Origin of the sequence: Congregibacter brevis (assembly GCF_045689245.1) — a bacterium.
Lineage (GTDB): Bacteria > Pseudomonadota > Gammaproteobacteria > Pseudomonadales > Halieaceae > Congregibacter > Congregibacter brevis.
Map to the genome: position 1 here is coordinate 3,524,926 of NZ_CP136865.1, position 18,588 is coordinate 3,543,513.

Annotated in this window: 20 protein-coding genes; 7 read left to right on the forward strand and 13 right to left on the reverse strand. The window is 55.1% G+C overall.

Annotation, left to right across the window (positions count from 1 at the left end):
- Positions 1-85 precede the first annotated feature (85 nt).
- The 11 genes from flgL to flgB form a co-directional block, all read right to left on the reverse strand.
- Positions 86-1,291 carry a flagellar hook-associated protein FlgL gene (flgL, locus tag R0137_RS15620; protein ID WP_407327327.1) on the reverse strand — a complete coding sequence of 402 codons (1,206 nt, stop codon included), beginning with the start codon at positions 1,289-1,291 and terminating at the stop codon, positions 86-88.
- A 46-nt stretch (positions 1,292-1,337) separates the two neighbouring features.
- A complete protein-coding gene (gene flgK / locus R0137_RS15625) occupies positions 1,338-3,254 on the reverse strand; it encodes a flagellar hook-associated protein FlgK (RefSeq protein WP_407327328.1) in 1,917 nt (638 codons plus the stop codon).
- Positions 3,255-3,292: 38 nt separating this feature from the next.
- A complete protein-coding gene (gene flgJ / locus R0137_RS15630; RefSeq protein ID WP_407327329.1) occupies positions 3,293-4,267 on the reverse strand; it encodes a flagellar assembly peptidoglycan hydrolase FlgJ in 975 nt (324 codons plus the stop codon).
- A 3-nt stretch (positions 4,268-4,270) separates the two neighbouring features.
- Positions 4,271-5,392 carry a flagellar basal body P-ring protein FlgI gene (locus R0137_RS15635; RefSeq protein ID WP_407327330.1) on the reverse strand — a complete coding sequence of 374 codons (1,122 nt, stop codon included), beginning with the start codon at positions 5,390-5,392 and terminating at the stop codon, positions 4,271-4,273.
- A 17-nt stretch (positions 5,393-5,409) separates the two neighbouring features.
- A complete protein-coding gene (gene flgH / locus R0137_RS15640) occupies positions 5,410-6,099 on the reverse strand; it encodes a flagellar basal body L-ring protein FlgH (RefSeq protein WP_405273771.1) in 690 nt (229 codons plus the stop codon).
- Positions 6,100-6,108: 9 nt separating this feature from the next.
- A complete protein-coding gene (gene flgG / locus R0137_RS15645) occupies positions 6,109-6,840 on the reverse strand; it encodes a flagellar basal-body rod protein FlgG (RefSeq protein ID WP_407330034.1) in 732 nt (243 codons plus the stop codon).
- Between the two features lie 76 nt (positions 6,841-6,916).
- Positions 6,917-7,666, reverse strand: a complete 750-nt coding sequence (flgF, locus tag R0137_RS15650) for a flagellar basal body rod protein FlgF (protein ID WP_405273773.1) — start codon at positions 7,664-7,666, stop codon at positions 6,917-6,919.
- Between the two features lie 28 nt (positions 7,667-7,694).
- On the reverse strand, positions 7,695-8,984 hold the full coding sequence (flgE, locus tag R0137_RS15655; protein ID WP_407327331.1) for a flagellar hook protein FlgE: 1,290 nt from the start codon (positions 8,982-8,984) through the stop codon (positions 7,695-7,697).
- Positions 8,985-9,009: 25 nt separating this feature from the next.
- Complete coding sequence (locus R0137_RS15660; protein WP_407327332.1) at positions 9,010-9,708, reverse strand: flagellar hook assembly protein FlgD; 699 nt, start codon at positions 9,706-9,708, stop codon at positions 9,010-9,012.
- Between the two features lie 24 nt (positions 9,709-9,732).
- On the reverse strand, positions 9,733-10,155 hold the full coding sequence (gene flgC, locus R0137_RS15665) for a flagellar basal body rod protein FlgC (protein WP_405273776.1): 423 nt from the start codon (positions 10,153-10,155) through the stop codon (positions 9,733-9,735).
- 62 nt (positions 10,156-10,217) lie between these two features.
- The gene (gene flgB, locus R0137_RS15670) at positions 10,218-10,625 is read right to left on the reverse strand and encodes a flagellar basal body rod protein FlgB (RefSeq protein ID WP_407327333.1); all 408 of its coding nucleotides are present in this window, start codon (positions 10,623-10,625) and stop codon (positions 10,218-10,220) included.
- A 234-nt stretch (positions 10,626-10,859) separates the two neighbouring features.
- On the opposite strand from flgB, the gene flgA reads away from it, so the two are divergent.
- The 5 genes from flgA to R0137_RS15695 all read left to right on the forward strand — a co-directional run bounded on the left by flgA (position 10,860) and on the right by R0137_RS15695 (position 14,212).
- Positions 10,860-11,618, forward strand: coding sequence for a flagellar basal body P-ring formation chaperone FlgA (gene flgA / locus R0137_RS15675; RefSeq protein ID WP_407327334.1), 759 nt, complete (start codon positions 10,860-10,862; stop codon positions 11,616-11,618).
- 149 nt (positions 11,619-11,767) lie between these two features.
- Positions 11,768-12,079 (forward strand): flagellar biosynthesis anti-sigma factor FlgM, encoded by a 312-nt coding sequence (flgM, locus tag R0137_RS15680; RefSeq protein WP_405273779.1) that lies wholly within the window; start codon positions 11,768-11,770, stop codon positions 12,077-12,079.
- A 21-nt stretch (positions 12,080-12,100) separates the two neighbouring features.
- Entirely contained in the window at positions 12,101-12,574 is a 474-nt protein-coding gene (locus R0137_RS15685; protein WP_407327335.1) for a flagella synthesis protein FlgN, read from the forward strand.
- A 280-nt stretch (positions 12,575-12,854) separates the two neighbouring features.
- Positions 12,855-13,814: a GGDEF domain-containing protein gene (locus tag R0137_RS15690; RefSeq protein ID WP_407327336.1), complete on the forward strand. Its 960-nt coding sequence runs from the start codon at positions 12,855-12,857 to the stop codon at positions 13,812-13,814.
- On the forward strand, positions 13,799-14,212 hold the full coding sequence (locus R0137_RS15695; RefSeq protein WP_407327337.1) for a hypothetical protein: 414 nt from the start codon (positions 13,799-13,801) through the stop codon (positions 14,210-14,212). The genes R0137_RS15690 and R0137_RS15695 overlap by 16 nt, the downstream gene beginning before the upstream one ends.
- A 43-nt stretch (positions 14,213-14,255) precedes the next feature.
- Here R0137_RS15695 and R0137_RS15700 read toward each other — a convergent pair whose 3' ends face one another.
- Positions 14,256-15,365 (reverse strand): NADH:flavin oxidoreductase, encoded by a 1,110-nt coding sequence (locus tag R0137_RS15700; protein WP_407327338.1) that lies wholly within the window; start codon positions 15,363-15,365, stop codon positions 14,256-14,258.
- Between the two features lie 184 nt (positions 15,366-15,549).
- Between R0137_RS15700 and R0137_RS15705 the strand changes: the two genes are divergently transcribed.
- On the forward strand, positions 15,550-16,854 hold the full coding sequence (locus R0137_RS15705) for a DASH family cryptochrome (RefSeq protein WP_407327339.1): 1,305 nt from the start codon (positions 15,550-15,552) through the stop codon (positions 16,852-16,854).
- Positions 16,851-17,057, forward strand: coding sequence for a DUF2256 domain-containing protein (locus tag R0137_RS15710; RefSeq protein ID WP_407327340.1), 207 nt, complete (start codon positions 16,851-16,853; stop codon positions 17,055-17,057). Before R0137_RS15705 ends, R0137_RS15710 begins: the two co-directional genes overlap by 4 nt.
- Here the strand turns inward: R0137_RS15710 and R0137_RS15715 are convergent.
- Complete coding sequence (locus R0137_RS15715; RefSeq protein ID WP_407327341.1) at positions 17,054-18,583, reverse strand: cryptochrome/photolyase family protein; 1,530 nt, start codon at positions 18,581-18,583, stop codon at positions 17,054-17,056. The genes R0137_RS15710 and R0137_RS15715 overlap by 4 nt on opposite strands.
- Positions 18,584-18,588 lie beyond the last annotated feature (5 nt).

The window sequence follows — 18,588 nt, forward strand, 5'->3', positions numbered from 1 at the left end:
AGGCGAGGGAGATGAAAGAAAAGAAAGAGATAAGCGACGGAGGCAACTATGACCCAAAAAATCGCTACAAGCCTCGGAAAGACTGTTAAAAGTAATCGAAGAGCGACAGACGCTGGGTGGTCACAAAGGTCTGCTGAGCAGCCTGCAATGCCACCTGCTGCAGGTTCAGGCGACTGATTGCCTCTGCAAAGTCTACGTCCTGCACTTCGGATAGGCTCGTTTCCAGCTGAAGATTGAAGTCTTCGTTAATCGCCTGTTGGCTATCAATGCGATTGAGTCGCGAACCTACGTCTGCCTGGACGCTCAGCACATTGCCCAGTGCTTGATCCAGGTTAAGCAGGCCACTAGCAATGGTGTTGTTGACCTCTGCATTGTTGGCCGGCGTTTCCGATGCGTTTCGCAATGCGTCGGCAATTTCTCGCACCGTCTGAAAAACCGACTGCGATGCCGTGCTATCAATACTAATACTGTCGCCGTTAACCGGTTCACCACCCACGGTAATGGTAGCGCCATTAAAGCTGATCGCATCGCCAGACTCATAGTTGCCTGTGGCTACTACGTTGGCGCCACTATCGACCACTTCGTAGGTAATAGGATCGGTAGGGAGTGCCTGAATAAAGTTAACGCTATAGCTATCACGAACAAACGTACCGTCCGCGCTCGCGTTGGAAACAACAGCTGTTCCCGCGTTACCGCTTACCGAAAAGTCAAAGGTACCGTTACCTGCGGGCACTGCCAGGAACACACGTGACCCCGAATCGCGAACAGCCACCTGAGAACCAGACGAAATATCAATGAAGCGCTGGCCATCGTCGCCGTTGTAGGTAACCTGGCCGCCGCTTTGGCTAAAGGGTTCTGACTCCGCCTGAAACCCTGCAAATATGTACTCGTCGTTGGCATCACGAGTGTTGGCTAGCGACACCAACTCCTCAAGGCGGCTATCGAGCTCTACCGCAATGGCCGCGCGCCCTTCCGCGCCGATGGTTGCATTATTCGCCTGCAAGCTTAACTCTCGTACCCGCTGCAACACATCAGTGACAGAGCTTAACGTAGTATCTTCAAAAGCCAGTTGCCCTTCGGCCGTGGAGGCATTGCGTTGATACTGGTCGATCTGACGAAGATCCTCTTCGATATCCAGAACCTTAACGGCGCCCGCAGGATCATCCGAGGGAGACAGTATCCTACGGCCGGTAGATAGCTCTTGCTGCGTCCTCGCAAGATCAGCCTGACGCTCGAGAATCGTGGAGATACCCGACTGAAAGATCTGCAATGTAGAAAGACGGTCAACCATTTCGTGAGTACCTGATTATTCTTTCCTATTTCTAACTAAGCCAAGCCTAACGACCGGTCGCGTTGAGCAGTGTTTGGAAAACTTCGTCGGCGACAGCAATCACACGAGCTGCCGCTTGATAGGCCTGTTGGTAGCGGATTAGGTTCGCGGCCTCTTCATCAAGGTTCACACCCTGGGAGCTGCTCAACGCGGCGCGAGATTGATCCAGCAAGGCAGACTCTGTGGCCGCTGCATTACTGGCCTGACGAGTGCTCACTGCTACATCGGCTAGAAGCGCGGCATACGCATCCTGGTAGGTCGCCGTTCCGCCATTCAGCGTGCGCTCATTCTGCAGTTCTGCCAGCGCAAGAGCGTTGCGGTTGTCTCCAGAGCCGTCAACGTTGTTCTCAATAGTGAAGCTATCGCCATTCACCGGAATGCCGCTGAGGGTAAAACTGATATCACCAAGCGTTGCTTCAACGCCGTTTGCGTCAGTGCCGGGGTCGTAAGCGATGGGGCCACCTGCAATTCCCGTGACATCAAAACCCGGAACACCCGCACCCAAGGCATCGGGGTTAAAGGTCAGCACAATGTTGCTGCCCAAGGGCAGGTTAGCAACGCTGGACACTGCCGCATCGTCAATGACGCCAGATCCCGCATTACCCAAAGACGTGCTGGTACGCACAGGACTTGCCGCGGCAAAGGCCAAAGGGTCAGAAATCGCGACGTCAAACAGGTTGGCGCCCTGAGCCACCGGCGCAATCAAGAATTCGTCACCCGCCACTGGCGTACCGGATATGCTGATATCAACACCATCAATAGAAAACGCTGGACCGGGCCCTGTGCTGCTCGCGTTAGTCGTAGTGTTGGTCAGGGTGTAGTTCGTGCCGTCAAAGCGGAGTCGGTATTCGTCTCCCGTTAGGTTCACGGGATCGGTAATCGAAGCCGTCGCGACGCCGTTACCGGTGTTGCTGATATTGGGGACTGTAGTGGGCTCTAGCGGCCGGAAGAAGTTGCCACCAAAATTGCCATTTAAATCGAGCCCCAAGGCTTGCTGGTCGTTGAAGGTTGCTGCCAGCCCCGTGGCAATCAAACCCAGATCCGTAGTCGCTCCGTCCAGAATATCGCCGCGAAACTCCAGCACTGCACCCAACTCGCCGCCACTCAGAAACCGGCCGATATCTGACTGCACGGCAAGACCCGAGATACCCACGTTCAAGCGTCGCACATCAAAAGGGTCGGTGAATGTCTCGAGCTGGGTTGAGCTGCTGCCGACGACCAAAGCCTGACCGCTGCCGATCAATACGTTTACCGCGCCATCACTCTGCGCCACCGTAGTAACACCGATCTGCTCCGATAAACGGGCGATCAATTGATCCCGGGAGTCCAGCAAGTCATTGGGAGACTGCCCTCCAGAGCGTACGGTCTCGCTTACGATGCGATCGTTTAGGTCTGCGATACCTTCAGCCAAGGCGTTGATTTGCTGCACCGAGGTATCGATGCGGACATTCGCTTCCTGATCGAGGCTTGCGAACTGGTCATTTAGGTACTGGAAACGCTGGGCTAGACCCTCGGCCTCACCGATCAGGACCTGGCGCTCGGGTAAAGAGCCCGGGTTGGTTGCTACGTCTTGCAAGGCGGCAAAAAAATCATCGATCGCAGGCCCCAAGCCGGTATCGGGGTTGGCCAGAATGTCATCAACCCGACCAGAAAGATCCGCCAGAGTGCTTGCTCCCGCAGCACTCGAGCTACGATCAATCACATCGTCGGCTAAAAACTGGTCAAAAGCGCGGGTAATCGCCGCAATGGTGACCCCCGTGCCGACAAAACCGGCACCGGTCAGCTGAGGCGGAAGCGCAGCGAACTCCACCCGCTGACGGCTATAGCCCTCGGTGTTTACGTTGGCAATATTGTTTCCTGTAGTGCCAATCGCACGCTGCAGGGACAATAAAGCCGAAGTGCCAATGTTAAGTACGTCTGCCAAACTTTATCCATCCTCGCGCTCCCGATTAGGGGCGCTTGTCAGCTCTTTAGCGGCAAATCCGCAGGATTCTTTAGCGCAGCCGTCGTCCCGTTTAGGTCACCCCGACGCAAAATCGCCAGAATTTTTTCGGCGTAGGCCGGATCTGTGGCATATCCCGCTTGCTGCAACTCTTTAAGGTACTGCTCCGGTTCAGCAGCCAGATCTTTGGCGGCGCTGTACCGGGGGCTTTCTTTTATAAGCGAAACATAATCCGCAAAGGACTCTGCCGGCGACGCGTAGGCCCGAAACTGTGCAGTCTCACGAACCGCCACGCCCTCACGATACTCCAGCGTTTGGACGGTTACCGTTGGTCCTTCCCAATCCGAGCCAGCCTTGATATTGAACAAGTTGTTACTACTGCCGTTTACTGAACTACTTACGTGCTTGCCCCAGCCTGTCTCCAGGGCAGCCTGTGCCAGCAATACTTCGGCGCTCACACCCAACTCGTTTGCGGCATCAACAGCCAGGGGTCGTAAATGCTCTGCAAACTCCTGAGGAGTAGATGGCGTCCAAGGCTGCGCATTTGATAGCGGCGCGGCCTCAGCTACCGTCGGTGCACTTTGCAAAGAAGGCACTCGAAATTCCAGATAAGGCTGCACGTTAAACGCCGCCGCGTTTGCTGCGCTAAGCCCAGGCATCCTCAGGTCAACCACACCGTCCGCCGCCCCCGCCTCAGCTGCGGCACGATCTGAGCGAAGCTGCTGTACAAGCACATCAGCCAGACCAATACCTCCGCGCGATGCAAGGTCCAGCGACAACTGCTGGTCATGCATCTGTTGATAGCTCTCCATCTGATCGCTATCAAACAAGCCACCCTGCGTCGTCGCATCGCGCATGGACTTCAGCATCATTTGCACAAAGAGGGACTCAAACTGTTTTGCGACGTCTTCGAGGGTGCCATCGGCGTTCTGACGGGCATCAGAGCGCAAATTCGCCAAGGCATTGAAGTCGTTGTAAACAGCTTGAGATTGCATGGTCTAAATAACGATCAGCTGGGCGCGCAAAGCGCCGGCTTGCTGCAGGGCTTCAAGAATCGCGATGAGATCACCGGGCGCCGCACCGACTTTGTTCACGGCTGTGACCAGCTCCTGCAGAGTGATGCCGGGCTCAAGAAGGAACATTCTGGCGCTCTCCTCTGCCAGGCTCACCTCGGAATCAGGCGTAATTGCCGTTTGCCCGCCACTTGCAAAGGCGCCGGGCTGACTGACGTTGAGGTTTTCCGAGATCGTGACTGTCAGATTACCGTGAGCGACCGCTGCTCTCTCAACACGCACCCGATCACCAATCACGATGGTGCCGTTACGCGAGTTCACCACAACCTTGGCGGCTGCGGCAGCTGGATCAACAGACAGATTTTCAAGCAATGATACGAATGCCACTTTGTCCGCAGGATCTCGGGGGGCCTGAACTTCAATAGATACCGCATCCATAGGACGAGCGACTCCGGGCCCCATACTTTCGTTGATGCTGGTGGCCACGCGCTGCGCAGTGGTGAAGTCCGGAGTATTGAGATTCATCACCATCACGGGCTCGGTGCCGAAAGGCGTGGGCACGCCGCGCTCTACAATCGCGCCGTTGGGTATGCGACCCGCACTGGGGACGTTAACGGTGACGCTGGAACCATCAGAACCTTCGGCACCAAAGCCGCTCACAATCATTGAGCCTTGAGCAAGGGCATAGGTTTGACCATCGGGGCCCTTAAGCGGCGTCATCAGCAACTGGCCGCCGCGCAAGCTTTTGGCGTTGGCTAAAGAGGATACGGTGACATCGATGGTTTGACCGGGTTTTGAAAACGCAGGGAGCTCGGCGGTGACCATCACCGTCGCAATGTTTTTCAACTGGGGATTTACGTTGGCGGGTACGTTGACGCCCAACTGAGCCAACATGCTCTTCAAACTCTGGATTGTGAACGGCGCCTGAATCACCTGGTCACCACTACCATCCAGACCGACAACCAAGCCGTACCCGACCAGCTGGTTAGGCCTGACGCCGGCAATGCCCGCAATATCTTTTATACGCTCGGCCTGTACCGGTGCTGTAAAAACAAGCAGCGTCAGTAACGCTGGTAGCAGTGCCTGGAGGCGCTTGAACATTTGCATAACGGGTTCCTTCAGCCTCAGAAAGGCATCAACGGGCTCATAAAGAAGCGCGTCAGCCAACCTGGGGTGTTGCTTTCATTGAGAATACCGGTACCGCCGTAGGAGATCCGCGCATCAGCAACAAGAGTAGATGGGATGGTGTTGGTCGGACTGAGGTCCTCTGGACGAACAATGCCGCGCAGCCGGATGTACTCATCCCCTTGATTGATCTTGATCCACTTTTCGCCCTGTATCTGCAGATTTCCATTTGGCAGAACCCGAGATACCTGCACGGCGATAGAGCCATCAAGTCGGTTGCTTTGGTTACTGGAGCCATCGCCTTCAAAAGAACTCGAAGAGGACAACTCTGACCCGAGGTTGTAGCGCCCATCATTAATAGTGACTGGAGCGCCAAAGATTGTGGGGTCAACAATGCTCACGCTGCCGTCTTTGTTTACGTCTGTGTCAGCGCTCTTTGTGGCCGAGGTGGACTCAACCAGCACGACACTCACGATGTCGCCGATCTCGTGGGCACGCACATCCTCGAACAAAAACATGCTGCGATTAGCGGCGTAAAGGCTGCCCGTAGTCGGCGCCGACGATACGGTCACCTCCGGATACTCAATAGGCTCAATCTTGACGTACTCCGGTGGCGAGTCACTTTCCACACCCGCGCAGCCCACCAGAACCATCGGCGCAAGACACAAACATATGCGTGCGTTAAGCATGAATCACACCTACAGATTATTAGAGATGTACTGAAGCATCTGATCCGCAGTAGAAATCGCCCGGGAGTTCATTTCGTAGGCACGCTGAGTCTCAATCATGTTGACCAGCTCCTCTACGACATTCACGTTCGAACTTTCTACATAGCCCTGGGACAAGGTGCCCAAGCCATTCAAACCGGGGTTGCCCGGCTGCGGAGCGCCACTGGCTCCGGACTCCAGGTACAGGTTTTCGCCACGCGCCTGCAGACCTGCCGGATTGATAAAGTCCGTGAGCTGCACAACGCCGACCTGCGTAGATGCAGGGTTGCCGGGCTGCTGCACCGAAACCGTGCCATCGTTTGCGATGGTCACCGACAACGCATCCTGAGGGATCGTGATCGGCGGTTGCAGCTGATAACCCGCTGAGCTCACCACAATGCCCTGATCATTAATCTGGAATGACCCGTCACGGGTAAATGCCTGGTTACCATCGGGCAGAAGAATCTCGAAGAAGCCCCTGCCCTGAATAGCGATATCCAGTGCACCATCGGTCTTAGTGAGATTACCTTGCGTGAACAGCTTTTCCGTAGCCACGACGCGTGTTCCCGTACCGATCTGCAAACCTGATGGCAGCAAGGTGTCCTGGGAAGATTGCGAGCCTACCTGTCGCACGTTCTGATAGATCAAATCTTCAAAAATGGCGCGTCCACGCTTAAAACCGGTTGTCCCTACGTTCGCCAGGTTGTTGGCAATCGTCGACATCTTGGTTTGCTGAGCGTCTAAACCTGTCTTGGAAATCCACAGTGACTGATTCACTTATCTTCTCCTATACACGCAATTAGGACTGCATGCGCATTAAGGTGGCGCTGGACGTATCAACATCCTCGGCCACCTTCATTAGTTTCACGAAATGTTCGAACTGGCGAGACAGCTCTATCATGCGAACCATCGCTGACACTGGATTCACATTGCTCGATTCCAAAGCGCCGCTCACGAGGCGAACATCAGCATCCGCAGGCGCCGGTAAACCGCTGGCGGTTTGCAGTAATCCGTTTTCGCCTTTAGATACATTCTCTGCTGAAGGCTTGACCATTTTTATGCGATCAAGGACAGCTACGGCATTAGGCAACTCACCGAGGGGGATAATCGAAATTGTGCCGTCGCTACCGATAGACAGACTGCTAAAAGGCGGCAGAGCAATGGGACCATCGTTGCCCATGAGTGCTTCACCTGCGCCATTGACCATCTGCCCAAGCTCATCGATGCGAAAATCGCCGCGACGGGTTAAGCCCTCACCACCATTGGTCGCCTGGGACTGAACCGCGAACCAGCCATCGCCGTTGATTGCTAAATCCAGATCACGACCTGTCTGCTCAAGAACACCCTGCTCAAAGTCCACACCGGTATCTTCAATTACATTGTAGGCGCGGGTTTCCATACCCTCGCCGCGCAGGTAAACCGTTTGCGCTTCGATGAGGTCCGCCTTGAAACCCGTAGTCGATGCGTTCGCCAAATTGTGGGCGTTTGCCGCTTGCGCGAGCATCGTCTCTTTTGCACCCGCGGCGGCTATGTAGACAAAATGATCCATGCGCTTTTAGTCCCGACTCCTTGGCTTATTACCGGAGGTTGATCACGGTCTGAGTGATTGCATCCGCTGCCTGAATCACCTGCGCATTCGCTTGGAAGTTACGCTGGGCAATGATCAGATCCACAAGCTCCTGCGTGATTTCCACATTTGAATCCTCAAGTGCCGCAGACTGAATAACGCCTAAGCCTGACGTACCCGGCCCGGAGACGTTGGGTGCTCCCGAAGAAAAGGTCTCGACCCAATTAGTGTCGCCGATGGGCTGCAAGCCGTTTTGGTTACTAAAGCTTGCCAAGGCAATCTGACCCAAGGCACGAGACTCACCATTGGTGTATCGGGCGAAAGCCACCCCGGACTCGTCAATCTCCAAGCCACGAAGCTGTCCTGCCGCAAAACCATCCTGAATAACGCTGGATACGGAAAAGTCCGTACCAAACTGCGTTGTCTGCTGCAGGTTAACGGCGAAGTTCTGAGCAGAAGCACCGTTAGAAATACCCGTAGCGTCGATGGGCGCCCAGCCCGTCACGTTAATGTCTGTCGCTGATGTGGGATCAAACTGACCATTGGAGGTGAAGGTCAATGTGACGGGGTCGCCGACAGTGCCACTACCCGGATCCTGGCTTTGGCCATCAATCAGCGAATACACCTCCCACTCATTCGGGTTAGTGGTCTTTACGTAATACAGGCTGAGCACATGGGGATTACCCAAGCTGTCATAAATCGTTGTGGAGGTAGTCGCATTGAAGTCCACTGGATTGGGTGACGTCGCAGGCACCGCAAAAGCGTCGTAGGGTCCGTTAGTCGCGAACCCTGTACCTGGGCTCACGTCTCTGGAATCCAGGTTACTGGTGAGACCTACCGCTGCGGTGGGATTGGGATCGATCAATGATGTATCAATCTGGATATCACCAAGCTGACCAGTGACATCTCCGCCACCGTCGACTTGGAAACCCTGCAAGCGGGAATTTTGGTTGGAAACCAGAAACCCTTCGTTATCCACCTGAAAGTTTCCGGCGCGCGTGTACTCAATGGCCCCTTCAACGCTCAGCTGGAAAAAGCCGTTACCGTTGATGGCAAGATCAAGCGAATTGTTGGTAAAAGTGATCGTGCCTTGCCCAAACTCCTGACTCACACCCGCCAGGGCAACACCCTGACCAATGGCATTCGAGCCAGCGCCTAGCAGGCTGGTTGCATACACATCGGCAAACTCGGCGCGAGACGCCTTAAAGCCCGTCGTCGACGCGTTGGCGATGTTGTTACTAATCACACCAAGGTCAGCGTTGGCCGCGTTGATGCCTGAAATTGCTGTACTAAACGCCATACAAACTCTCCTTCAAGAGTGATTATTAGAGAAACTGTTTAACTTCTTCGAGAGCAATGCTGCTGCCATTGCCGAGATTCAATGTGACGGCCCCTTGAGCACCATCAACGGCTACCGACTCCACTCGCTGATGCGCGAAGACCGAGACTGCGGTGCTTTGTCCACCCACGATCGCCTCGGCAGAGACACGATAAGTCCCCGGCGGCGCTAGTTCGCCTTGAGCGTTGCGACCATCCCAGCGCACCGGCAACTGCCCACCCTGAGAGGGAGGCAGTGCAGCGCTGTAAACGAGGCGCCCCGTCATGTCTTGTACAAAGAAGCTACCGCCAGCGTTACTGGATCCAAACTCCACCGTGGCGTCCAGCGCATATTCCATTTCGCCCTGGGCATTAGGCACTTCCGCCAATTCACCGAGATTGCTCTCTGTGGTTACGCTACGACCTACCAAGGCTGCCGCCTGCAAGCCCTGGCCTCCGGTCAAGGCGCTACTTAAACCGGCGAAATTCGCATTCAACTCATCAATCCCAGACACAGTGCCAAACTGCGCCAGCTGCCCCATCATGTCTGCGTTATCGTTGGGCTTTGTGGGATCCTGATTTTCGAGCTCGGCCACCATCAGCTCGAGAAAGTCCTGAGCATCCATGTCCTCGATAGAGTTTGCGGACTCATTTCCGAGCGGCGTGGAGGACGGGAATAGTTCGTTGATTGATGTTAGAGAATCCATGCTTCGTCGTTACTCCGAATTCAGTTATCGGCCAAGGGTGAGCGTTCGCAGAATGAGCTGCTTCGCGGTATTCATCGCTTCGATGTTGTCCTGATAGGAGCGCGAGGCCTCCATCATGTTGGTCATCTCTTCCACACTGTTAATAGCGGGGCGATAGATGAAGCCCTCGTCGTCAGCCATGGGGTGCGAGGGCACGTATTCTTTGACCGCGGGCAAGTCAGATTGCATAACACCGGAAACACGGACGCCAGAAACCGCGTCCATACCGTTTCCTGCTGTCAATTCGTTGAGCATGGTCTCGAACACCGGGTATTGAGCTCGGTAGGTTTCTTCAGCGCTACTGCTTACGGCATTGGCGTTGGCGAGATTGCTGGAGATGGTGTTGAGACGCGTGCTTTGCGCATCCAGTGATGTGGCCGCGACACTAATGGCGTTAAACAGACTCATAGTTCGATACTCGGTGAGAGTGCAGTACTCGTTGATTGTGCGTTGCTCATAGCAGTCACTCCTTAAACCTGTCCGCGGATAGCTGTGCGCAGTGCATTAATGCGGCCATCCAGCAGATTGAGGCTCGCCTGATAACGGATCGCGTTGTCCATGAAGGCAGCGTGCTCTCGTTGCGACTCCACAGTGTTCCCATCGAGGCTCGGCTGTGACGGCACTCGATACATCGGCTCGGCACTTCCCGGATCGCCCGCGGCGCTCATGTGTGCTGCGTGGGTTCGAGTCATACCCTCCTGCTGCCCACCCGCCTGACGCATGGCCGCTGCAAAGTCGATATCTCTGGCTTTGAACCCGGGAGTGTCCGAGTTAGCGATGTTGGCCGACAGCAATTCCGTCTTTTGGGCCCTGAGCGCCAGAACCTGTGGAGATATGCCGAGAGCGCTGTCTAGTCCTGCCATTTTCCTACCGTCCATAAAGTGTTCTGCATACATCCATTCAAAGACCGTGCCATAACTTTTTTACTATTAAATACAATAACTTAAGTTTATTCTGATGAGGCAAGAAGCGGCAATTTGCCACCTCGGCGGCAAGCATTGCCGTTGCCGTAGGTACTGAGTGTCCTCGATTGCCACCTCTCTTTTTGGTGGTGGCATGAAATCTGCTGCAGAGGCTCCAGACACAATTTAACGGCTGGAAGCGTCAGATAAATGACAGTTGTACTCAGAAAACGCGTAGCAAAGCATATAGACAGGCCGGTGCTCAGGCGCCGGGTCGGCGCCATCGTACTCTGCACGGCGTTTTTCTCAGGCGCGGTTCCGGCTGCGACCTCCGGTGCAACCCAACCTCACGACGACATTCTGAATGTCGTGGAATTTGCGGCGTTACAAGCGGCATCAGAGCAAGGACTTGATCAGGTTGAAGTTCGCGTACGCCCGCTAGATCAGCGCCTTAGACCAGCACTGTGCGATCGGGATCTCGAGATAGTTCGCCCCCACAATGGTCGTGTACTTGGCCCCGTAAGCTACGGCGTACGATGCAGCGGCAACGTACCCTGGACGCTCTATCTTCGCGCTGAAGTTAGCGCCTCTCTGGAGCTACCGGTCCTCACCAAAGCGCTGCCGCGAGGGACTATCCTCGCCCCCGACGACCTGAAAATGGTCACCCGCCGTATAAAGACTCAGGCAGCCGATGTAATCATCGATCCCGAGCTAGCGGTCGGCATGGAGCTCAAAAGACCACTGTCAGCCGGGTCCACCTTACGCCACGGTCATGTTGACCTGCCGGAACTCGTGACCCGGGGCCAGATGGTGACGCTTGTTGCAGGGGGCTCAGGCATCGAAGTACGCATGCAAGGCAAGGCCATGGGCAGCGGCGCTCAAGGAGATCGCCTGCTGGTGACCAACCTAACGTCAGGTAAGCGCGTTGAGGGGCTGGTACTCTCCGACGGCAGCGTGCGAATACCGTGATGGAGCTCTCAAGCCTCGCTGATAGGTACAGCAGTTTAAAGTGCTCGATGTGCTAAACTTTTGACGCTTTCGGTCGCTATATAGACCAGAAGCAACGTGTGTATCGCGTCCCTCTTCAAAATCGAGGAATGCAACCGGATGGAAGGGCAATGAACCCCGTAGAAGGCAACGTCAATATTCGACAGACCCGCAGCGACACCGATCAGGTAAGTCGTCGTGGATCTGCTGTGGACGGCGCCAAGACTAACGAGTCTCAACCCAGCGTCGCCAGCGGCGAGTCCGTCTCTATCACTAGTACTGCGTCGGAACTGCTGTCCCTGGAAAATCAGTTACGCGAATTGCCGGGCATCGATCAGGCACGCGTAGACACTATTCGCGAGGCCATCAGTAACGGCAGCTACGAGGTGGATCCTGCCCGTATCGTAGACAGCCTGCTCCAAAGCGAAGCCGATCTCGGTTAGATCACGAGAATCAAGCCGCGCATGAGCGCCGACTCCACAAACCTCCGCACGCTTTTACAAGCCGAATTGGGCACTCTCAAAGCCCTCCAAGAAGCACTATCGGCTGAGTATCAGGCGCTCATCAGTAACGCTGTTGACGAACTTGAGGCCGCGATCGCGGCGAAGAACGACGCTGTGGCAGCGCATCAATCCCAGCAGCAACAGCGCTTAGCATGGATGCGTGGATTGGGATTGGGGGCCGAAAGTTCGCTGAGTGATCTCATCACTCACTGCAAGGGCGACAAATCTGATGAGCAGCTTAGAGATGAACTCGCCGAGATTGCCACCCAGTGTCAGGAAAGCAATCGGCGCAACGGAGGCCTCATCCTCCGCCTGCAGGAACGCACCCGAGGTGCTCTGGATGTGCTGCGCCAGGAGGACGGCGGCGCCGATCTGTATTCGCTCAGCGGATCACGGGAGCACCAAAGCGATGGACGCACCCTAGGTAAAGCATAGCTTCGCTCCACACCACCCACACTGCCACCCGAAAACGGTAAGACCTCAGATCTACCCCCTGCCAGTTATCTGACAACAGTCCCGATTTATCGGATTTTTGACGCCAATCATGCGACAGATTCTTGTCGCAAACGGTGCCACTGAATAAAATTTCCCCAAATTCTCAAAAAAACCCGCCAAAAGCGCCTAAAGTCTAAAAAAATAACTGGCACACTGCTTGCTAGTACAGTCTTGACGCAAACAACGACGGTTTTAATCCGGCGGCGACGAGGCCAAAGCAATGAAGAAAGTCATTCCTCTTCACAGCAAGATCGACAACGAACAGCTACCGACGACGAGTACAGCAGCGTCCGTGTCGACGAGCGAGGCTATCGCCGAACAGCCGGGCCGCTGGAATGAGGGCGCGGAACAACAATTACTCCTAATGCAGCGCGTGATCGGCAACAACAATGTCGAATCAATCATCTCGATATTCTACAGCTGGTGTGCTGATCTCGGTCTCGCGGAAGGAATGACCTACGAGACCTTGGGTGAAGTCGATAACATCCGGCTTGGTAACCGACGTCATCACAGCGCCAATTACACTCTCGTCCTCGACAAGACGGACTTAGGCAGAGTCTCCCTCTGTCGTCGCGAGCGCTTTAGTGAAAGTGAGCTACTGGCCATAGAGCAAGCCCTTGGCATTATCGCTCGTTGCCTTCGCACAGCCATCGATTATCAAACCCTTGAAGCATTGGTAACACAAGACCCGTTGACCGGCTTTGGCAACCGCCTGTCGCTAAAGACCTGGATCGAGCGCGAGATGTCGCGAACCCGACGTCACAACAGCCCCCTGTCATTAATGATGATTGACGTCGATCATTTCAAGAAGATCAACGACACACTAGGGCACCTTGGCGGTGACCATATCCTCAGAACCATTGCCAACGCCTTCAAAAAGAGCATGCGAGGCTCGGACCTTCTGTTTCGCTATGGCGGTGATGAATTCACAATCCTGCTACCCCACACCGACGCGGAAGGCGCGCACGAAGCCGCCAAACAAATTCGTGAGAACCTAAAGAGCATCACGAACGAGGAATTCGGGCTAGATGATGCTGATGATGCCCTGCGGCCTGACGTGAGCATTGGCATCGCCGGCTATCAAGCGGGAGACACTGAAAACACTTTGCTTCAACGCGCCGATACACACCTGTATCACGCCAAGGCCAATGGTCGCGGAGCCGTATGCAGCAACGTGTAAACAATCTTTGGCTTAGTGAGCAACTCATCGAGGCCGTCGCCTCACGGCCAGTGGTCAACGAAAGCTCCACCCTTAACGCTATAGACAGCCACGCACCCAAGCAGGCAGTACTGCACTCGACCAGTCAGAGCCACCGAAAAATGTGGCAGCACCTGGCCACAGCGCTGCTTCTCATCGGCAGCGCAGCTTTCAGCTATCTCGCCTGGAGTCAGTCCGAGTTAATGGGCGTAAATCAGCCAACTTTCGGAGCTGTTGTGGATCTTGCCGGTGAAAACGTGCCGAGAGACATATCCCCCGGCGCGCAGTCCATCGATCGATCCCAGGTAAACGAATTGCGGGTAAAAAACCGAGACCTACAACTTCGAATCGCGGAGCTCGAAACAGCCTTGAGCGAGTAAACAGCCCTGAGCGAGTGAACAGCCTTGAGCGGGTGAACAGTCCCTAGAGCAAAGAACCTAACATCTCTTTCCGAAACGGCACCAATCCCGCGTTATCACCCTCGCGAACTTTGTTCGCCCAGTCTGGATTCGCAAGCATCGCTCGTCCGACCGCCACCAGATCAAATTCATCAGCATCCAGCCGCGCGATCAGGTTATCTAGTGATGCTGTCTCGGCCTCTCTAAAGCCCGTCTCACCCGGCGTAGGAATAAAATCAGCGTTCAAACCAACACTGCCTACCGTAATTGTGGGCTTACCGGTGATCTTCTTGGTCCAGCCTGCAAGATTGAGATCTGACCCTTCAAACTCTGGCTCCCAAAAACGACGCTGGGAACAATGAAAGATATCCACACCCGCTTCTGATAGCGGCGTCAAAAACTGTTCCAGCGCTTCCGGTGTCTCCACAAGGCGGGCGCTGTAGTCCTGTTGTTTCCACTGAGACCAACGCAGCGCGATTGGGAAGTCAGGCCCCACAGCAGCGCGGCAGGCTGCAATAATTTCGCAGGCAAAACGTCCTCGGTTATCCAAAGACCCCGCATAGTGATCGTCCCGCTGGTTTGTGCCCTCCCAGAAAAACTGGTCGATCAGATAACCATGAGCGCCGTGCAGTTCGATGGCATCAAACCCGCATGCCTGAGCATCCCGTGCAGCATCAGCAAAGGCCTTAACAACGTCGCGTATGTCTTCTTGGGTCATCACATGGCATCGGACTTTTCCGGGAACTCCCATCCCCGATGGTGCATATCCCGGCACGTCGCCTTCGGGTGGCGTACCCGCGCGGCGTACACCGCCGACATGCCACAGCTGGGGTGCGATTTTTCCACCTTCGGCGTGTACGGCTTCAGCAACCCTCTTCCATCCTGCAAGACGTTCTTCGCCCCAGAAGTAAGGCACATCTGGATACCCGCTCGCGGCGATATGATTGACACAGGTGCCTTCAGTAAAAATCAATCCTGTTCCACCTGCAGCATGGCGTCGATAATATTCCACAACATCGTCGTTAGGTACGTTCCCGGGTGACATACTACGAGTCATCGGCGCCATCACAATGCGATTGGGAAGCTCAAGCTTGCCCAGAGTGAACGGCTGAAAAAGGATGCTGTTATCTGACATAGAAACTCCGTAATAGGGGCTGAAAGAAGGGGATGAGGCGCTACTATCCACACTTACTACCGGCAGGCAGGTAAGCCTGTAAACCCGATTCCCGGCGCGCGAAGCGTAGCCCAGCGATGCTGCAATTGCCATCTAAGCAGCGCAAAGCTGCGTATCAAGTTCTGTATTCTGAAGTGACCCACGCATGCGCGCTATCTACTGGTTTCGCAACGATTTGCGACTACACGATCACCCCGGACTCGTTGCCGCCGCCCAGGCAGACGAGCTCCTGCTGGTCTATTTGTGGCCACTCCAGCGCCCCTGGTGCAACACGCAGGGGATGGGCGAGCAGCGAGAGCGTTTTATTACCGAGAGCTTAATTGCTCTCCATGAAGATCTTCAGCCCCTGGGACAAAAGCTCCTTGTGCTGCAAGGGTCTCCAGAGCTGGTCATACCCGACCTCATCAGGGACTACGCGATCGATGAGATACATGCCAGTAAGTGCGCGGGAAGTTACGAAACACGCGCTATCAGGGTGCTGCGAGATCGCCTAGACATCCCCGTGCTGGAACACTCGGGGAACACGCTCTTTAATCCAGCAGATATTGCTGAAGTATGCCCGGAGCTCCCCGACAGCTTTTCGCCCTTTCGACGGAAAGTAGAAAAGCATCTTAGCCCTGTTGCGCCGACCAGAGATTTACCGCAACTCCCGAAGCCACCCGCGGTGGCGTTTCATCGTATTCCCGAAGCACGCACCAAAGCGCCTCTGGGTCTTCCCCTGCGCGGCGGACGAAGTGCCGGACAGCGCCGCTTGCGACAGTTCATTGATAGCGGCGACCTGCGGATCTACAAGGAAACGCGAAATTGCCTCGATCCGATGGAGGGAAGCTCCACTCTATCTCCATGGCTTTCCCTCGGCTGCCTTTCTGCGCGGGAAGTAGCTGCGTCAGTTCAAGAACACGAAGAAGAGGCTGGCGCCAACGAATCTACCTACTGGATGGTATTCGAACTGTTGTGGCGCGAGTATTTCTTCCACCGAGCAATTCGAGATGGCGTAGCGCTTTTTCGTCATGGCGGACACCAGGGCGCGGTATCGCGATGCACTTTCGAACCCCGGAATTTCGCACGCTGGTGCGCAGGCGACACAAACCATCCCCTGGTCAATGCACTCATGCATCAGCTCGTTGCTACAGGATGGATGAGCAATCGTGGACGCCAAATTGCCGCAAGCTGTCTGATACATGATTTTGGCATCGACTGGCGCTACGGCGCTGCGTTCTTCGAAAAACATCTCATCGACTATGACGTGGGTAGTAACTACGGAAACTGGCAATATATTGCCGGCGTTGGCGCCGACCCACGGGGTGGCCGCGCGTTCAACATAGAGAAACAAACCGCAGCCTACGATCCAGAGGGCGTCTTCGTGGCCAAATGGGATGGTCAGCGACCAACACAGCCCATGTACGTGACGGATGCCGCGGACTGGCCCATCACGCCATCAGGATCATGAGAGCACGCAAACAGAGTAAAGAGCCATCCAAGGGTCGACGGCAATCAAAGAATCCAAAGCCTGAAAAGATCTGCCCGGTCTGCGATCGACCGTTTCATTGGCGGGCACGCTGGAAAAACAACTGGAACGAGATCGTTTACTGCTCACGACGTTGTTCAAGCGAGCGAGGCCGGCGTGCTAAAGGCGTCTCGTCGATCGCCTAGTCCAGAATCGTCGCCAAAATTCGATCGCCCCACTCGACTATGGCCTGTCGGTCGTCAGACGCGCGCTTCTTCCAACCACCCACAATGAGACCCATACGGGAGTTCTTAGTGAGATAGTCCTGATGGCGATCGATGAAGTGCCAGTAGAGGCTGTTGTAGGGACAGGCATTCTCGCCGGTGGTCTGTTTGGGGTCGTAACGACAAGCTGAGCAGTGATTACCCTGGCGCTGGATGTATTTCCCTGACGCGGCGTAGGGCTTGCTGGCCATCAAGCCTTTATCTCCATGTAAGGCCATACCCAGCGTGTTCGGCAGCTCAACCCATTCAAAGGCATCCACATAGACCGCTAGATACCAGTCGCACACTTCGCCCACGTCCAGCCCCGTGAGGAGTGCAAAGTTGCCAATCACCATTAGACGTTGAATATGGTGCGCATAGCCAAGATCCAGGCTTTGAGTTAACGCCTGCGATAAGCAACGCATATCCGTATCACCGCTCCAGAACCAACTGGGTAAAGGACGCGAGGCGTCGAAGGTATTACGTTCTGCGTACCCGGGCATAGCGTGCCAGTAAATCCCCCGGACGTACTCGCGCCATCCAAGAACCTGCCGGATAAAGCCTTCGGCTCCCGCAAGAGAACAGTGCCCCTCTCGCCAAGCACTCTCAACCTGCTTACACACCGCTAGTGGTTCCAATAAACCGATGTTGAGATACATGGAAATCAGCCCATGAAACATCCAGGGTGATTCTTCGGCGAGGGCATCCTGATAGGTCCCAAAGTTTTCGAGGGCATAATGACAGAACCAATCAAACTGAGCCTGCGCGTCGACAGAGGTCACCGCCAAGCGAAAATCGCTCAGCTTCCCGGGGTTGTCTGGAAAGTAATCTTCGACAAGTTCGATCACATCAGCTGTGATCGTATCGATCGCAACAGAGGGTCTCTCGGGCACCTCTACCTGCGAACGCCATCCACTTCGATTGTCAGCGTCGTAGTTCCATTTTCCGCCTTCGGGCTCTCCGTCAGAATCGAGGAGTAAGTTGTAGCGACGCCGCATCTCGCGATAAAAGTACTCCATACGGAACTGTTTGCGCCCATCCGCCCAGGATTCGAAATCCTCGACAGAAGATAGAAAGCGATCATCATCCTGAATGACAACCGACCCATCCAGCTTTGCCCCCCAACTCTGCATCTCGACCAAAAGACGATACTCGCCGGGCGCAGTGACCAAGAGGGCTTCCGCCCCAGAATCCGCGAGAGCTCCTTCTACCGCTTCGAAGAGTGACGCCACGCCCTCATCAAAGGATCGATAAACGACGTCAAAACCCCGCTCGCGCAAGGCTTCCGCAAAGTGACGCATTGCGCTGAATATCAGCACGATCTTGTGTCGGTTGTGTTTTACATAGCCGGCCTCTTCAGCAACTTCGGCCAACAGAATGCAATCCCGCTCGGGATCTGCATTTACAAGTACGGGGTTGGCCAGCGATAGCTGGTCACCGAGAACCAATCGCAGCGTTTGTTTACTCACGATCG

Bases quoted from the DNA above. Each gene is read 5' to 3' on its own strand.
- flgL (WP_407327327.1), bottom strand. From the start codon at position 1,291: ATGGTTGACCGTCTTTCTACATTGCAGATCTTTCAGTCGGGTATCTCC.
- flgJ (WP_407327329.1), bottom strand. From the start codon at position 4,267: ATGCAATCTCAAGCTGTTTACAACGACTTCAATGCCTTGGCGAATTTG.
- R0137_RS15635 (WP_407327330.1), bottom strand. From the start codon at position 5,392: ATGCAAATGTTCAAGCGCCTCCAGGCACTGCTACCAGCGTTACTGACG.
- flgH (WP_405273771.1), bottom strand. From the start codon at position 6,099: ATGCTTAACGCACGCATATGTTTGTGTCTTGCGCCGATGGTTCTGGTG.
- flgG (WP_407330034.1), bottom strand. From the start codon at position 6,840: ATGTCGACGATTGCCAACAACCTGGCGAACGTAGGGACAACCGGTTTT.
- flgF (WP_405273773.1), bottom strand. From the start codon at position 7,666: ATGGATCATTTTGTCTACATAGCCGCCGCGGGTGCAAAAGAGACGATG.
- flgE (WP_407327331.1), bottom strand. From the start codon at position 8,984: ATGGCGTTTAGTACAGCAATTTCAGGCATCAACGCGGCCAACGCTGAC.
- R0137_RS15660 (WP_407327332.1), bottom strand. From the start codon at position 9,708: ATGGATTCTCTAACATCAATCAACGAACTATTCCCGTCCTCCACGCCG.
- flgC (WP_405273776.1), bottom strand. From the start codon at position 10,155: ATGAGTCTGTTTAACGCCATTAGTGTCGCGGCCACATCACTGGATGCG.
- flgB (WP_407327333.1), bottom strand. From the start codon at position 10,625: ATGGACGGTAGGAAAATGGCAGGACTAGACAGCGCTCTCGGCATATCT.
- flgA (WP_407327334.1), top strand. From the start codon at position 10,860: ATGACAGTTGTACTCAGAAAACGCGTAGCAAAGCATATAGACAGGCCG.
- flgM (WP_405273779.1), top strand. From the start codon at position 11,768: ATGAACCCCGTAGAAGGCAACGTCAATATTCGACAGACCCGCAGCGAC.
- R0137_RS15685 (WP_407327335.1), top strand. From the start codon at position 12,101: ATGAGCGCCGACTCCACAAACCTCCGCACGCTTTTACAAGCCGAATTG.
- R0137_RS15690 (WP_407327336.1), top strand. From the start codon at position 12,855: ATGAAGAAAGTCATTCCTCTTCACAGCAAGATCGACAACGAACAGCTA.
- R0137_RS15695 (WP_407327337.1), top strand. From the start codon at position 13,799: ATGCAGCAACGTGTAAACAATCTTTGGCTTAGTGAGCAACTCATCGAG.
- R0137_RS15700 (WP_407327338.1), bottom strand. From the start codon at position 15,365: ATGTCAGATAACAGCATCCTTTTTCAGCCGTTCACTCTGGGCAAGCTT.
- R0137_RS15705 (WP_407327339.1), top strand. From the start codon at position 15,550: ATGCGCGCTATCTACTGGTTTCGCAACGATTTGCGACTACACGATCAC.
- R0137_RS15710 (WP_407327340.1), top strand. From the start codon at position 16,851: ATGAGAGCACGCAAACAGAGTAAAGAGCCATCCAAGGGTCGACGGCAA.